Source organism: Rothia sp. (in: high G+C Gram-positive bacteria), from assembly GCF_030540545.1.
Taxonomy (GTDB): Bacteria; Actinomycetota; Actinomycetes; order Actinomycetales; family Micrococcaceae; genus Rothia.
In genome coordinates, this window is record NZ_JAUNVZ010000002.1 from 226,937 (window position 1) to 242,093 (window position 15,157).

The window sequence follows — 15,157 nt, forward strand, 5'->3', positions numbered from 1 at the left end:
TTAAAGAGTACGCCTCGGGGGCAAAAACTGCACTTTTTCGCCTCAGCTCACAGCTCATAGAAGAACACCCTCACCCGCCGGGACAGGCAGGAAGGCTCCGCGTACAATAGAACACATGACAAATCAGCCGGTATACACTCCCGAAAACCCCGCTCCCTCCTCGCTTTTTGCCGCCCGCCAGGCGCAAGCTGCGGGCAAGCCTCTGCCCGATGGCGAGCTCATCGCAAGCTTTGGTAGCCGCCAGAAAACCCGTGAGGCGCTGGAGTATCTTAACGCTCAGGGCTACCCCGTCTCGGCTCTTTACGTGATTAATGAGGGTATTCAGCAGGTTGAGTACCCCGCGCCGAGACCCTATAGCCGCGTGATTATCTCCAATGTGGTCATGGGCGCGGTCATTGGTTGTATTTATACCCTGCTGGGGGATTTGAGCGGAGATATTATGCTGACCCTGATTAAGAATGTGGGTCTTGCCGTGGTGATTTTCTTCGCCTGGGCTCTGCTCTCCCTGCGTATGGCAACCCGCCGCCAGGGCAGCGGTAGTATTCATATGGTTGCAGAGAATATTCCCAGCCGCGTGCACCTCTATGCTCTGCGCGGTCATGCTGGCCCCGCCCGTTCTATTCTGGGTTCCTCACCTCTGCGCTCGCACCTGGTGAATGCGGGTTCTGCTTCTAGCTCTGCACCCGCGCCTGCAGCTCCCGCGGCTCCGGTATCTCAGTTTATAGTTCAGTCCCAGACTGCAGCCCCCGCACAGGAACCGGCTCTCGTGCAGGCACCGGCTGTAGCATCTGTTGCGGAGGACGTCCCCGAAGCACAGACAGCTTCTGCAACTCAGAGTGCACCGGCAGAAGAGTCCAAGCCGGCTCAGCGTTACGGTCTGCGCATTGACGACCCGGAAGAATACGCCAAGACCATTCGCCGGGCACCCAAGCGAGACTAGATCTGTAGCGAGACTAGCTACCCAGCGGACTAGATTCGCTACAACGTACGCTATACCGGATAGAGTAAAAGCCCCCGAGAATTATCTCGGGGGCTTTTACTCTAGAGCGCCAATGCGCTAGCGGAACTCACTTAGGAGTTCTGCACGCGCTCCATCCAGGACTCGATTTCCTCAATGGTGCGCGGCAGAGCGGCAGACATATTCACATTGCCGTCCTCGGTGCAGAGCACATCGTCTTCCAGACGGATACCGATACCGCGGTACTCCTCGGGGATGGAGGTGTCCTCTTCCTTGAAGTACAGACCCGGCTCAATGGTGAAGACCATGCCCGGCTCCAGGGTTGCGCCGGTGTACAGCTCAGCCTTTGCCTTAGCGCAGTCGTGAACATCCAGACCCAGGTGGTGGCTGGTACCGTGAGGCATCCAGCGGCGGTGCTGACCGCCCTCAACGCTCAGGGAAACTTCAGCGGACACCGGCAGCAGACCCCACTCTTCCAGACGTGCAGCCAGCACTTCCATAGCGGCGGTGTGAATCTCGTGGAACTTACGACCCGGCACAGCTACCTTGAAAGCAGCATCGGCAGCGTCCAGAACAGCCTGGTAGAGCTTTGCCTGGATGGGGGAGAACTTGCCGTTCACGGGCATGGTGCGGGTGACGTCTGCGGTGTAGAGAGTATCGTCCTCAACACCTGCGTCCAGCAGCAGCAGCTTGCCCTCGTCCACGGTGCCGTTATTGCGGATCCAATGCAGCACGGTTGCGTTATTACCGCAGGCAGCAATGGTGTCGTAGCCCAGGTCGTTACCCTCGGCGCGTGCCACGGTGAAGAAGGATCCCTCCACCACGCGCTCGCCGCGGCGGTGTGCCACAGCCTTGGGCAGGTTGCGCACAACCTCTTCGAAGCCCTTGACGGTCATATCGACCGAGCGCTGCAGGTTCTCAATCTCGATGGCGTCCTTAATAATGCGCGCCTCAGAGAGGGCAACTGCCAGCTCGGAGTCCAGCTTATCTGCTTCTTCCAGCGCCACACCGGTGTTGTAGCGGGAGGTGTCCACCAGGGCATCTACGGAGAGGTCAACATCGCGTACCAGGCGGATGTTCACGCCGCCCAGTGCGGTGGTGCCCGCGTTCTTGGTGATGGCTACTTCCAGTTCGGAGAGGTTCTTGGTGCGCAGGCCGAAACGCTGTGCGAATTCGTTCAGGGTCGGGCGCGGGCCAACCCAGAATTCACCGTAGCGTGCATCCGCGTAGAACTGGTCGGTATCGCGACCTGCCAGAGGACGGAAGTAGAGAGTGACCTCGTGGTTGGAACCGTTGTCACCGGCGCCGGGTTCAACGGGCTCGTAGACCAGTACAGCGTCGGGTTCGTGATCCAGTCCCAGACCGGTCTGGTGCGCGAATGCCGAGTGGGGACGGAAGCGGTAGTCGCAGTCATTGGAGCGGACCTTCAGGGGGCCTGCGGGGATGACCAGGCGCTCGCCGGGGAAGAGCTGGGAGATCTTCGCGCGGCGTGCTGCGGCGTAGTCGGCGACAGCTTCACGCTCGTAGTGAGAGTCGTCCATGGGTGCCCAGTTGGCGCCCATGAATTCCTTAAAGGCGCTTGCCTTCGGGGTGTCTCGGTGGTCAGTGTCCTTAGGAGCTTCAGTGCTCTGAGTGTTCTTTTCTTCAGTCATAGTTCCATTTTAGCTAGTGTTCTGCATCTGTGCTTGGTGGCACGCACATGAGGGTAAGTAGTGGCGCAAAACTTTTCTCTGCTGAGGCTCTGAATCTTGCAATCATAGGCTGTGTCACTCGGATATCGGTATATATGTCTGGCTATATTATGTCGGAAGGGCTAAAATGAGCCCGTTTTTCATGCGTGTAAACATATTAAAATACATCAAATGATAAGATTATATATAAATCACTATTAATCTAATATAGATGACACTGCATGAATCCCTAGAGTGTGATGATAGTCACTAAAATAAATCATGTAGTAAATCTAAACCTTCAACCTATAAGTGTCTAATAAGAGGGTAAAAATTTACATGCGAACCACCAAAGACCTTGTAAATTCAACTATCTTTCAGATCTGAGAACTTGCTTAAACCTTAACGTTAAATCTATACTCTAAGCTTTGATAACTTTAACCCTTAACCAATACTTTAGGGTAGTATTTCTGGGGAAATGTAAAAAATGGTTGGGAGAGCCTAAAACACCTGTTACTTTTGGATACAGATGTTTCTTGCCATCACCGATATCTCTTCCCGTACACCCGGTAGGCGCGGGGATATAGAAATCATCATTCACTCACTTCAAACAGACTCGTTGGTAGAAACACCTCCTTATTCACATCAAAGGATTTTCACATCATGGCCACCAAGACCACTTGGCGTGCAGGCACCCTCGCAGCCCTCGCCGTACCCGCAGTTGTTGGCGGAACCTTCACTGCTCCCGCAGCGCACGCATCCGTAGGTAGCGCAACCTATCAGAACTTCACCGCACCCAATGGCTACAGCAGCCAGTACCACGTTTACGCAAACGGTATTGACTGGTCCCGCCCGGTCGGTGTTGTCTTCTACTTCGACGGTGACTACTGGTCCAATGACCAGTCCAAGATTCACTCTCCGAATGAAGGCATGCTGCCTGCAATGGGTCGTATTGCCAATGCGCGCAATATGGTCTTTGTGCCCGTCATCTCCCCGGACAAGAACGCCGGTGGCGACGGTATTACCTGGTGGGAAGATCTGGACGGCAATGGCGACTTCTTCCGCGCCTTCGCTCAGAACTTTATCCAGTCCTACGGTATTGACCCCTCCCAGGCATGGACCATGGGTTACTCCGGCGGCGCTGAGTTCATCGGCTTTGAGGTCAATGCAGACCGCCAGGGTACCTGGCGCAGCGGCGGCGGTTCCATTCTGGTGGCCGGCGGCGAAACCAACGGCCAGCAGACCGTAGCACCCCAGAACATCAAGCAGGCTCCCATGTACTGGTGGGTCGGTGATAAGGACGTTTCCGGCACCAACCCGCCCACCTGGAGTGCACGCGCAGCCAGCGAAAGCGGTCAGCGTCAGTATGCAGCGGCGGGCTTCAACACCCAGCTCAAGCTCATCCCCGGCCTGTCTCACGCAGACTACGATCTGCCCCATATCCTCGCCCAGTCCCTGGATACTGCCGGTAAGCGCTTCGCAGCAGGCTACAGCGATGTTGCGGGCAACGCCTTCTACTCCGAGATCAGCTGGAACTCCGATAAGCGCGTGATGACCGGTTTCGCCGATCGCACCTTCCGTCCCCTGGCGAATGTGAACCGTGCGCAGGTTGCATCCTACCTCTACCGTATGGCCGGTTCTCCCGCTGTCTCCCTGCCGGCGACCTCCCCCTTCTCGGATGTGCCCACCACCCACCCGGCGTACAAGGAAATCGTGTGGATGCACCAGCAGGGTATTACCACCGGCTGGTCCGACGGTACCTTCCGTCCGCACGAGGGTATTAGCCGCGAAGCAATGGCAGCGTTCTTCTACCGCTTTGCCGGCTCGCCCGCACATGCCGCAAGCCAGCACTTTAGCGACGTGAACGCATCCAACCCCTTCTACAAGGAAATCTCCTGGTTCGCTCAGCAGGGTATTACCACCGGTTGGGCTGATGGCACTTTCCGCCCCGGCGAGACCACCCACCGTGATGCCATGGCAGCATTCCTTTACCGTTTCAACACGGTTCAGGGTCTGCTCTAATCTTCTGTACACACAGAATGAAGGTAGCGGATGCCCTGAGCGCACCGCTGCCTTTGCGTGGGGCTTGGGATTCGCCGACGCATCCGGCGGGTACCTGCCTCGGTATTCTTGCGCACTATTCTTACACCTGGGCACAGGATACGGCTATGACCGGTGCCCGCGGGCGCAGAATACCCCTATAGGCTTGGATTATTCCAAGAACCAATGATGTGAACGATGATGCCCCGGCAGGTTTTCCTGCCGGGGCATTATCCTATGCGCTATACAATGCGCGGGAGATTAGGAGTTCTGAGCCTTCAGAGCTGCCAGACGGGCATCCAGCTCGCTCTGGCGACCCAGCTCTTCCAGATCGTTGAACTGAGCGTCGATAGAAGAAGCAGCCAGCTCCTGCTGACCCATTACGCGAGCCTCCTCGCGGCGAACCTTCTCTTCGAAGCGAGCAACTTCGCTGGTGGGATCCATAACGTCGAATGCCTTCAGAGCATCCGCTACCTGAGCCTGAGCCTGAACGGTCTTCTGGCGAGCGTTGAGCTCATCGCGCTTGGTCTTGAGTTCATCAAGCTTAGCGTGCATCTTGGACAGACCGTCCTTGAGCTGAGCCACGACCTGAGTCTGAGCGGCAATCTGGGGCTCAGCTGCCTTGGCTTCCTTCTCGGACTGCATCTGCTTGCCAAGGGCGATCTTTGCCAGGTTGTCGAACTTATCGGCGTTGGCAATGTCACCAGCTGCGCGGAACTCATCTGCCTTATTGGAGGCAGCCAGGGCCTTGGTGCCCCATTCAGCTGCTTCCTTGACGTCTTCGGCGTGGTCCTGCTCGAGCAGGCGCAGGTTGCCGATGGTCTGGGCGATTGCTGCCTCAGCTTCGCGAATATTGTCGGTGTAGTCGCGAACCATCTGGTCGAGCATCTTCTGGGGGTCTTCAGCGGCGTCCAGCAGAGCGTTGATATTTGCCTTTGCCAGCTGGGCGATACGACCGAAAATAGACTGCTTAGCCATTGTTATACCTTTCTTCAGAGCCGAGAGCGAACCCTGATGTTCGCGCCGTACGCTCTATACCTTTAGTATCTGATAGTTAGCTGCGTATTTGCTGGGAGCAATACGCCGCTTCGTTGTGAAAATAATATATGACCGGCTTCTGACACTCTAGAGGAAAAACGCAATACTTGCCGAAAAAATTTAGAAGGAGCCGCCGTCGCCGGAACCGCCGGAGTCACCACCCCAGCCGCCGCCTCCGCCCCAATCGGAGCCCGAGGAGCTCCAGATTGAATCCGAGGAACTCCAACCGGAGGAGCCGGAGTGACTCGAACCCCAGGCGCTAGAGGAAGAACCCCAGTTGAGTAGAGTACCCAGCAGCATACCCTTGGCGAAATTATCCCCGCCAAAGAAATCGCTACCGCCGGAATTATTCGAGTGCTGCTGATAGTAGCCGGTGACATCATCCGAGGCGGAATTCTGAGCCTCAATCGCCATATTAATCGCGCGCTCAGCCGATTGGTGAGCGCCCAGAGGATTAGAGCTCACCTGACGCTGAGCACTGGCAAGATGCTGCTCCGCCTCGGAAAGAGCCGTGCGGGCACGAGCACCCACCGAACCGCGACGATTATTAATAAAAGTGCGGGCACTTTCCACCTGAATACGCGCCTGCTGCAGCACCTTATCAACATCTGCAGCCGCGGCGCGCTCGCGATCCTGCTGGCTACGCTGAGCAGCCAGGGACTCATTCAAATCCTCGCTGAGCTTAGACAGCTGTGCAATCAGAGTCACCGGGTCATTGGGGCGCTGAGACGCCTGCTGCTGAATCTGATCCACCACAGCACCCATACCGGCAGCACGCGCCGCCAGCTGACGATCCGTATCTCCCAGCGCCTGAGCCTGAGCAATATCGCGGCGCAGAGCCAGCACAGCGGTCTCCAGATTCTGCTGTGCCTCTTCCTGAGTGCGTGCAAAATCAATCAGGCTCTGTGAGAGAGAACGTACCTGCTGAGCGGCCTCTTCAGCCGTACGCAAATGAGTCACAGCCTCCGAACGAGAGACGGGCAGCAGGCTACGCGCCGTCTTAATCTCCTCACCGGTTAGGGAGTAGTTGGAATCCAGCAGTTCGGGGGTATGAGCCACCGGAGCCAGCGCCGAGGAAGTGTAGAGGGAACCCAGCTGCTGGTACTGGCTCTTGGCATTGTGAATCAGCGTAGTGAGTTCCGGCAGCTGGGATTCCAGACGATCCAGTAGAGCCGGGGCGTCCTGCTCCAGATTGCGCAGAACACCCAGCTTCTGATCCTGCTCAGCAGAGATCTCAGCGATCTTCTGAGAGTTTTCAATAATCTCGGTGTACCATGCGCGCTGCTCTGCCTCGGTATCGGGCACATCATCCTCGAGCAGACGCTGACGGTGGAAGGAGGCGTTCATCAGCTCCTGGGCACGCTGCAGCTGAGCGGAGAACTCGGCAACCGCCGCATCCCCGTACATGGCGCGCGCAAATTCCAGCTCCTGCTGGGCGCGCAGCATAGTATTATCTGCAGTGACCAGAGCTGAACCCGCCTGGGTCTTCAGCTGAGTAATGGACACCTGAGGCACACTGTAGCCGGGGTTGGCGTAGCCGTAGCGGTTATAGGGGGCATTGTGCTGCTTATCCTTGCGGCGGCGAGTGTATAGGTAGTAGCCCGCACCGCCGGCAACACCCAGGGCACCAACCGCCAGAGCACCGGCAACAACACCGGAGGAGCTGGTCTTCAGGGAACCGTTCTTTGCCGAACGTACCCCGTCAATAGCTGCCTTGACCGCGCCATCCCAATCATTGGAGGCGAGCTTGGGGCGAATCTTTTCCTGGGTAATGGTCTGCACCTGAGAAGAGGACAGATGCTTGGAGCTCAGCGCGTAGAAATAGAATTGGCGGCTCTTGGAAGCAATAGCCAGCACCACATCGGCAGAACCCCACCCGTTTTTCTTTGCCAGTTCCTTGGTCCACTCGGCGTTATTGGAGGGGGAGTCAAAGGTATCCACAATGACCACGTGCAGGTAGACGCCCTTGTCATTGGCAAGGGATGTGAGATCCGTGCGCAGGCTGGAAGCATTGGAGAGCACATTGCTCTGATCCACCAGGCTATTGCTAAATGCCGCCGGGGTTGCCGCATAGGCTGCGGGCATGCTCGAGGTGAAGGCAATGGGCGCTAGGCTCAAGCCCAGAGCGAGGCTACCGGCTCCAAGGGCACGCAGAGAGCGCGCGCGGTGGGGCACAATGGCGGAGAAAGAACGGCGTGGCTGGGACATAGTGACCTTTCCGGTAAAGCCTAAAGCGGTGTGGTGGTGCCCGAGCGCGCGGCTATTTTCGAAGAACTCTCAGGAGAGCCTCGAGAGCACCGGGAGAGCAGCGGGCACAGAATACCTCCCTTTTATTGTACGTGCCACCCCCTGACAACCTAAGAGAAAACGAGACTATGACGGGATATTTAGCTCAGAGTAGAGCCAATAAAAGACCCGCGTAGAGTCTGCGGCGCGGGTATAAAGGGAGGTAAGTCTTTGAGCCTGGAATGCACACGTAGGGTACAGGAGAGCTGCCGCTGGGTACGGGAATCTTGACGTAAATCCAGCCTCCAAGGCTCGGCGGCGTAGAGGCGATTGGGCATTGTATGAGCGCTATCAGAAAATTCGCTCTCGGGGGCTCGACTCTCCAAATCCTGATACTCGAACGCCCAATAGTGGGACAGAGTAGGATTATTGAGCTTGTCATAGGTGAGGATATCGGCGCTTAGAGCAGCTAGCGTCGCACATGCATCGCTTCGTATGTCATCCCAGGTGAGGGAAACACTGGCGATAATCGCGCTTTCAAGAGCGGCCGAATAGGCGTGGAAGTACTCAGCAGAATCGACAATATCCTGAGTTCTTAGATCAAGATTGTCCATAGTGGTGGAGCAGAGATTGTCCCAATCTATACACTCCACTTTCAGGACAGGTACAGAGAGATGAAGAGACGCGGGATGATCACGGGCGAGCCGAGCCCACGTCACCAGAGAATTTAGTCCCGCCTGGACTAGAGTATGTACACAAAAACGCAGATCCGGTTCAAACGAGTCCAACTGGCGCACAAGAGAGTCAAGAGCGCTATAGAGCGCGCGGGCTACGCTAAAGGCACCGTGCCCATTCTCCGCCGGAGCTAAAGAATCCAGAGCCTGATCTACGTTTACCAGCAAATTATCCAGCGTGCGCAGTTGAGAATCCACGCTGGATGGCAAGGGAGAGGCAATACCAAAACGATAGAAATCTGAGCTAATTTCAATACGCGAAGCATAGAGCAGCACCATTAAACAGCGCCCCAAAACCAGCTGGGCAAGCTCTTCTTTCAGCCGCTGCTCCTCAGCCGTGAGGAGAGAAAAATAAGTGGTTCGGGCAGAATCAAGCAGGGGAATCAGCAGAGCGTGCACATCCTGAGGAACCCCCTTAAACGGCGAGCGGGCGGCACCCAAACGGTGCGCCCCGGTACGCCAAAGGAGCACTAGCTCGCAGGCGCGTTGAGCCATATCAAGATAGCGTGCGCAGACCTCACGCTGCTCATCCTCTGCGGCACTCCACCAATTGATTAGCCCCGGCTCTAAGGCACGCTCAGAAACTTTACTCGGCACCATATCAATCACAAGAGCATCGCCCTCGCACTCCCAACGCGCACCGAAAGAAGCGGGGGAGAAGGGCGACGAGAAGAAGGAACGGGGAGAAAAGGACGCCATATATTCAGTGTATAGATTCACGCTCTTGCAGGAAACACTCAGGAAATTTTGGGTAAACTCCCCGGCGCAATCTGTACTAAAGAGGGTATAAAGCTACCAAAGATTGCGTAAAGTAGTAGGGTAAAGAACTACCCGTAGCAATATCACCGATAGAGCCTCGTGCACGAAGGAGAATCATGAGCCAGCCCAATTGGTCCAATCAGCAGTCCAACCCCAATATTATTTCTGGACAATCCTCCCAGCCCTACCCCGGTCAGAACGTACCCAGCCAGAGCGCCCCCGGATATCAGCAGCAGGCACGCCCCGGTTACGGCCCCCAGCCCGGCTTTAACGGCCCCCGCCCGATGGCTCCCGTACAGCCTGCACCCCAGAAGAAGTACGGCGCGGGCATTGTCGCCACCAGTGCCCTGCTAGCCGCCCTGGTCGGCGCCGGTGTTGGCGCAGGAACCGGTGCGCTAGTCGGCCACGGTACCCCCAACTCCTCGGCAAGCAGCGTGGCTGTATCTAATAATTCCAACCTGCCCACCTCCCAGAACCCCACTCAGATTACTGAAACCTCTAAGAAAGCTTTGCAGTCGACCGTGACCGTATATGGTGCCAATAATTCTGCGAGCACCGTAGGCCGAGGTACCGGCTCCATTATGGATAAAGAAGGCCATATTATGACCAATGCTCACGTGGTTTCCGGCTCCTCGAAAGAGAGCAACCTCGATATTTTCGAGGTTCGTTTTACCGACGGTACCGTGCGCAGCGCTAAGCTGGTTGGTAAAGATTTGACCGCAGATATCGCCGTAGTCAAGGTAGACACCACCGGTTTGGACCTTACGCCCATGCCTTTTGGCGATTCCTCGAAAACTGTTACCGGTGATGAAGTTCTGACCCTGGGATCACCCCTGGGCCTGGAAAATACCGTGACCACCGGTATTATCTCCAATACCTGGCGTCTGGGTAAGCCTATGGACGGCAAGAGCTATATCCCCATGCTGCAGACCGACTCCGCTCTGAGCCACGGTAACTCCGGCGGCCCGCTGGTCAATATTAAGGGCGAGCAGATCGGCGTAAACGCCCAAATCGAAATTAATAACAACACCCAGGGACAGGCAGCGGGTATTAGCTACGCTATTCCCGGAAACTACGCCAAGCGTATTGCCGATGAGATTATTAAGAACGGCAAGGCAAGCCACGGTAAGCTGGGCGCTAGCGTTGAGGATGCTAACGCACAGACTGAAAGCGGTACCGCAAAGATCATCAAGGGCGGAGCGAAGCTGGGCAGCATCTCTAGCGGATCCCCGGCAGCAAATGCCGGCTTGAAGGACGGCGACGTGGTCGTTGAGGTAGACGGTCACCGCATTGATAGTGCTGAATACCTCAACGCGGCAGTACGTGCCTCCGCTCCGAATCAGCAGATGAAGTTTAAGATCCGCAATGGTAATGAGGTCAAGGAAGTTACCGTGACCATGGGTACCGCCGACTCCTAAAAACCAGCCGAGAGGTATACACCCTCAATAACGCACAGGGGGCTGAGTAAGATTCATATCTTACTCAGCCCCCCTTCCTTTCACGCTATATCCAGCCAGAGACTAGGCTAAAACCTGTGCCACGCGCTCGCGCAGAGCCGGAATAACCTGTTCCTCAAACCAGGGGTTCGCCTTCTGCCAACGGAAATTCAGGGGAGAAGGATGCACCAGCGGCATAAACTCCGGGCCGTAGTCCGCAAAAGCACGCACCGTCTCGGTCAGATTCTTCTGAGCGCTCTTGCCTAAATAATGCTTCTGAGCGTACTGACCAATCAGAAGAGTCAGCTGAACATTGGGCATCTGCTCCAGAATGCGCGGGTGCCAGGTTGGCGCGAAATCCTTACGCGGAGGCTTATCCCCACTCTTGCCCTTACCCGGGAAATAGAAATCCATCGGCAGCAGAGCAACCTGAGCCGGATCGTAAAAAACACTCTCCTCAATACCTAACCAAGAACGCAGATTCTTGCCGCTGGCATCATTCCACGCCACCTGAGACTCTTGCGCTTTAATACCCGGTGCCTGACCAATAATCACCAGCGTGGCGGTGGGAGAGGCGGTATAAATAGGCTCCCAACCCTGCGCGGTGAACTGCACATTGGCGGGGTCAGCCTTAACCTCGGACCAGAAGGGCGGGGTAGGCAGCTCAGTGACCGTGGGCGGAACAAAGAGAGAAGCCACTAGATGGCGCCTCCCTCAAAACTGTTCTGACGCCACGCCTCATAGGTGGCAAGAGCGGCAGCATTGGCAAGATTCAGAGAGCGGCGGCCCGGCGCCATGGGAATCTTTACACGCTGGGTAATATGGGGATCGTTCTGAACATCCTGCGGCAGCCCCACCGACTCGGGACCGAACATGAGCACATCCCCGGGACGATATTGGATATCCGCATAGGAGGTCTTAGCCGTGGTAGTAAAAGCGAACACGCGGGCAGGCGCCAGAGCCTCCCAAGCATCCTCTAGAGTCTTATGAACCGTGACCACCGCCAGGTCATGGTAATCCAAACCCGCACGGCGCAGATGAGCATTCTCAAAATTAAAACCCAGGGGCTCCACCAGGTGCAGCTCGGCACCGGTCACAGCAGCCAAACGGATAGCATTACCGGTATTGCCCGGAATTTCAGGGGTATAGAACAAAATTTTAAACACCCCTTCAGTGTACTCCCTGAGCTTCTGCGCTCGCGGCATAGAGCTTAAAGAGCGCGATACAATGAAGCTATGAGCCGTGTATACCTAGACCATGCCGCAACCACCGATATTCTGCCCGCTGCCCTACAGACCATGGTGGAACAGATGCGCGCCGGTGGAAACCCCTCCTCCCTGCACAGCGCGGGACGAGATGCACGAGCCACGGTCGAGTACGCACGCGAACGCATAGCCCGAGCCATTGGCTGCGATGCCGCCGAGGTGATCTTTACCTCCGGAGGTACCGAGGCCGATAACCAGGCGATTAAGGGCATGTACTTCAAGCGCCGCGCCGCAGACCCGGCGCGTACCCGCCTGATTGTTTCCTCCATTGAACACCATGCGGTGGAAGAAACCGCCGAATGGCTGCACAAGGAACAGGGCGCACAGCTGGACTGGATTCCGGTAGATAACACCGGCACGGTCAACCCCGAAACGGTGCGCGAGCTGATTGAGCGCAACCCTGCGGACGTTGCCCTGGTAACCGTTATGTGGGCCAATAATGAGGTGGGAACTATTCAGCCCGTGGCGCAGATTGCCGCCATTGCCGCAGAATACGGTATTCCCGTACACACCGACGCTGTGCAGGCATTTGGTGCCGTACCCATTAATTTCCGCAAATCCGGTGTTACTACCATGGCGATTTCCGCCCACAAGATCGGCGGCCCCATGGGTGTGGGCGCACTGATCGCTACCCGCAGCGCCGATATGACCCCCGTGCTGCACGGTGGCGGTCAGGAACGAGCCGTGCGCTCAGGAACCATTGACGCCCCGGCTATTGCCGGTTTTGGTGAGGCAGCTGAGCACGTGATTGCGCACCTGGAGGAAGAATCTCGCCGTATTGCCGCCCTGCGTAATGAGCTGGTGGCAGCGGTGCAGGCAACCATTCCCCAGGCTCATCTTTCCGGCCCGAACCCCCTGGATGAGGAATACCCGGGGCAAAAGCGCCTGCCCTCCAATGCGCACTTTACCTTTGAAAACGCCGAGGGCGACACTCTGCTTTTCCTTCTGGATATGCAGGGTATTGCAACTTCCACCGGCTCGGCGTGCAATGCCGGGGTCACCCGACCCTCCCATGTGCTAATTGCCATGGGTATGGATGAAGACACCGCCCGCAGCGCACAGCGTTTTACCCTGGGGCACAGCAGCACCGCCGAAGATATCGCAACCCTGCTAGCGGCACTACCGGGCGCCTACACCCAGGCAGCCAAGGCGGGGCTTTCCTCCCAGCTGCCGGATGCCTCCCGCTGGTACGGCTAAATAGTACCTATCCCCGGCATAGCCCCGAGCGAACTTCACGGCTTCTAGGCACCGCCTAACTATTGCCTCGCGCGCCTCGCACGTACAATAGAAAGCCGAACGCTCGCAGATAGCCGAAAAGCGGGCACCTAGATAAAGGACACTCCATGAAGATTCTTGCTGCAATGAGCGGCGGCGTAGACTCCGCCGTGGCGGCAGCCCGCGCCGTAGACGCCGGCCACGAGGTGGTGGGCGTACACCTGGCGCTCTCCCGCATGCCCGGAACCCTGCGCACCGGCTCCCGCGGCTGCTGCACCCTGGAAGACTCCATGGACGCCCGCCGTGTCTGTTCCCAGTTGGGCATCCCCTTCTTCGTCTGGGACTTCTCCGAGCGTTTCAAGGAAGATGTGGTGGACGACTTCATTAGCGAATATGAAGCCGGTCGAACCCCCAACCCCTGCATGCGCTGCAATGAAAAGATTAAGTTCGCTGCCCTGCTCGAGCGTGCCGTGCAGCTGGGCTTTGACGCTGTGGTGACCGGCCACTACGCCCGCGTGATTACCAATGAAGACGGCAATCGCGAGCTGCACCGCGCCGCGACCTGGGCTAAGGACCAGTCGTATGTGCTCGGCGTGCTTACCCACGAGCAGCTCAAGCACGCCTGGTTCCCCCTGGCGGATACCCCCTCTAAGGATGAGGTGCGTGCCGAGGCAGCCGAGCGCGGTTTCTCCGTGGCTAAGAAGCCCGACTCCTACGATATTTGCTTTATTCCCGAGGGCGATACCCGCGCCTGGCTGGGCGATCATATTCAGCTGCGCCCGGGTCTGATTAAGGACACCGCCGGCAATGTGCTCGGTGAGCACCCCGGCTCCCAGGCATATACCGTCGGCCAGCGTAAGGGCCTGGCTCTGGGACGCCCCGCACCGGACGGCAAGCCCCGTTTCGTGCTGGAAGTGCGCCCCAAGGAAAACGAAGTGATCGTTGGATCCCGCGAACTGCTGGCGGTAGATGAAATCCGCGGTATTCGTGCCACCTGGGCGGGCGTTCCAGTGGCAGAGGCAGCCGAATTTTTGGCGCGCGAGCCCGAGCTGGGTGCCCGCAGCGCCGAGTTCGAGGTGACCTCTCAGGTGCGCGCTCACGCCGACCCCGTGCCCGGTATTGCTCATATGGAGTGGGCTGAGAATCAGGACGCCGGTCAGGAAGGCCAGCTGCGCCTGGAGACCGTGGTGCGTCTGCAAGGTCCCCTCTCGGGTGTGGCACCCGGTCAGACCATGGTGCTCTACCAGGGCACCCGCGTGCTGGGCCAGTCCACCATTTCCCGAGCCTATTCCCTGGCACGCGAGGATATTAACGCTTAGACCCACGCTATGAGAGCCGGCGCGCTGAGATAAGCGCGCCTCTGAAGCCTTATAGCTCTGTGAGGTTTTAGGCTAGAGCCAAAGACCCCGATCAAGGAGAACACCATGACCTTCGACCCGCACGCCACCTCTATGGGAGATGAAGTCGCGCCGGAAGTATACGAAGAGCTCTTTGCTATGCGCGCCTCCATTGATAATTTCGATGCGGCACTGGTGCATATTCTCGCCGAGCGTTTCCGAGCGACTCAGCGTGTGGGTGTGCTCAAGGCTCAGCACAATCTGCCCGCGGGCGACCCCGGCCGAGAAGAGGCACAGATTGCGCGCCTGCGCTCCATGGCTAAGGAGGCGAACCTCGACCCGGAGTTTGCCGAGAAGTTCCTGAATTTCATTATTTCCGAGGTGATTCGTCACCATGAGCATATTGCTGCCCATCACCTCTCTGAAGCTCCGGAAACGCTAGAAGACGCTGTCAGTAGCTCTGAAAAGACAGCTTAGAG

Annotated in this window: 12 protein-coding genes; 6 read left to right on the top strand and 6 right to left on the bottom strand. The window is 57.3% G+C overall.

Translation table 11 applies throughout. The features are described 5' to 3' along the window. The first annotated feature begins 115 nt into the window (after positions 1–115). Positions 116–940, top strand: coding sequence for a general stress protein (locus Q4P78_RS02700; RefSeq protein ID WP_303338772.1), 825 nt, complete (start codon positions 116–118; stop codon positions 938–940). Between the two features lie 131 nt (positions 941–1,071). On the opposite strand, the gene Q4P78_RS02705 is transcribed toward Q4P78_RS02700, so the two are convergent. Next, positions 1,072–2,610 (bottom strand): aminopeptidase P family protein, encoded by a 1,539-nt coding sequence (locus Q4P78_RS02705; protein WP_303338773.1) that lies wholly within the window; start codon positions 2,608–2,610, stop codon positions 1,072–1,074. 681 nt (positions 2,611–3,291) lie between these two features. On the opposite strand from Q4P78_RS02705, the gene Q4P78_RS02710 reads away from it, so the two are divergent. Further along, the gene (locus tag Q4P78_RS02710; RefSeq protein ID WP_303338774.1) at positions 3,292–4,650 is read left to right on the top strand and encodes an S-layer homology domain-containing protein; all 1,359 of its coding nucleotides are present in this window, start codon (positions 3,292–3,294) and stop codon (positions 4,648–4,650) included. A gap of 279 nt (positions 4,651–4,929) precedes the next feature. Here the strand turns inward: Q4P78_RS02710 and Q4P78_RS02715 are convergent, their stop codons facing one another. From Q4P78_RS02715 to Q4P78_RS02725, 3 genes are all read right to left on the bottom strand, one after another. Beyond that, complete coding sequence (locus Q4P78_RS02715; protein WP_303338775.1) at positions 4,930–5,646, bottom strand: PspA/IM30 family protein; 717 nt, start codon at positions 5,644–5,646, stop codon at positions 4,930–4,932. Positions 5,647–5,826: 180 nt separating this feature from the next. Then, positions 5,827–7,914 (bottom strand): TPM domain-containing protein, encoded by a 2,088-nt coding sequence (locus Q4P78_RS02720; protein WP_303338776.1) that lies wholly within the window; start codon positions 7,912–7,914, stop codon positions 5,827–5,829. Positions 7,915–8,093: 179 nt separating this feature from the next. Then, positions 8,094–9,386 carry a hypothetical protein gene (locus tag Q4P78_RS02725; RefSeq protein ID WP_303338777.1) on the bottom strand — a complete coding sequence of 431 codons (1,293 nt, stop codon included), beginning with the start codon at positions 9,384–9,386 and terminating at the stop codon, positions 8,094–8,096. 155 nt (positions 9,387–9,541) lie between these two features. Between Q4P78_RS02725 and Q4P78_RS02730 the strand changes: the two genes are divergently transcribed. Continuing rightward, entirely contained in the window at positions 9,542–10,843 is a 1,302-nt protein-coding gene (locus Q4P78_RS02730; RefSeq protein WP_303338779.1) for a trypsin-like peptidase domain-containing protein, read from the top strand. Positions 10,844–10,945: 102 nt separating this feature from the next. Here the strand turns inward: Q4P78_RS02730 and Q4P78_RS02735 are convergent, their stop codons facing one another. Both Q4P78_RS02735 and Q4P78_RS02740 read right to left on the bottom strand, forming a co-directional pair. Further along, a complete protein-coding gene (locus Q4P78_RS02735; protein ID WP_303338780.1) occupies positions 10,946–11,560 on the bottom strand; it encodes a uracil-DNA glycosylase family protein in 615 nt (204 codons plus the stop codon). Beyond that, a complete protein-coding gene (locus tag Q4P78_RS02740) occupies positions 11,560–12,027 on the bottom strand; it encodes a tRNA (cytidine(34)-2'-O)-methyltransferase (RefSeq protein WP_303338781.1) in 468 nt (155 codons plus the stop codon). Before Q4P78_RS02740 ends, Q4P78_RS02735 begins: the two co-directional genes overlap by 1 nt. A 69-nt stretch (positions 12,028–12,096) precedes the next feature. Between Q4P78_RS02740 and Q4P78_RS02745 the strand changes: the two genes are divergently transcribed. The 3 genes from Q4P78_RS02745 to Q4P78_RS02755 all read left to right on the top strand — a co-directional run bounded on the left by Q4P78_RS02745 (position 12,097) and on the right by Q4P78_RS02755 (position 15,155). Continuing rightward, positions 12,097–13,323 carry a cysteine desulfurase family protein gene (locus tag Q4P78_RS02745; RefSeq protein WP_303338782.1) on the top strand — a complete coding sequence of 409 codons (1,227 nt, stop codon included), beginning with the start codon at positions 12,097–12,099 and terminating at the stop codon, positions 13,321–13,323. 146 nt (positions 13,324–13,469) lie between these two features. Then, positions 13,470–14,660, top strand: coding sequence for a tRNA 2-thiouridine(34) synthase MnmA (mnmA, locus tag Q4P78_RS02750; RefSeq protein ID WP_303338783.1), 1,191 nt, complete (start codon positions 13,470–13,472; stop codon positions 14,658–14,660). Positions 14,661–14,765: 105 nt separating this feature from the next. Further along, positions 14,766–15,155 (top strand): chorismate mutase, encoded by a 390-nt coding sequence (locus tag Q4P78_RS02755; protein ID WP_303338784.1) that lies wholly within the window; start codon positions 14,766–14,768, stop codon positions 15,153–15,155. Positions 15,156–15,157: the final 2 nt, after the last annotated feature.

What these genes read in the sequence shown, in the direction of transcription:
- Q4P78_RS02700 (WP_303338772.1), top strand. Translation starts at nt 116, where the DNA reads ATGACAAATCAGCCGGTATACACTCCCGAAAACCCCGCTCCCTCCTCG.
- Q4P78_RS02715 (WP_303338775.1), bottom strand. Translation starts at nt 5,646, where the DNA reads ATGGCTAAGCAGTCTATTTTCGGTCGTATCGCCCAGCTGGCAAAGGCA.
- Q4P78_RS02755 (WP_303338784.1), top strand. Translation starts at nt 14,766, where the DNA reads ATGACCTTCGACCCGCACGCCACCTCTATGGGAGATGAAGTCGCGCCG.
- Q4P78_RS02730 (WP_303338779.1), top strand. Translation starts at nt 9,542, where the DNA reads ATGAGCCAGCCCAATTGGTCCAATCAGCAGTCCAACCCCAATATTATT.
- Q4P78_RS02710 (WP_303338774.1), top strand. Translation starts at nt 3,292, where the DNA reads ATGGCCACCAAGACCACTTGGCGTGCAGGCACCCTCGCAGCCCTCGCC.
- Q4P78_RS02720 (WP_303338776.1), bottom strand. Translation starts at nt 7,914, where the DNA reads ATGTCCCAGCCACGCCGTTCTTTCTCCGCCATTGTGCCCCACCGCGCG.
- Q4P78_RS02745 (WP_303338782.1), top strand. Translation starts at nt 12,097, where the DNA reads ATGAGCCGTGTATACCTAGACCATGCCGCAACCACCGATATTCTGCCC.
- Q4P78_RS02705 (WP_303338773.1), bottom strand. Translation starts at nt 2,610, where the DNA reads ATGACTGAAGAAAAGAACACTCAGAGCACTGAAGCTCCTAAGGACACT.
- mnmA (WP_303338783.1), top strand. Translation starts at nt 13,470, where the DNA reads ATGAAGATTCTTGCTGCAATGAGCGGCGGCGTAGACTCCGCCGTGGCG.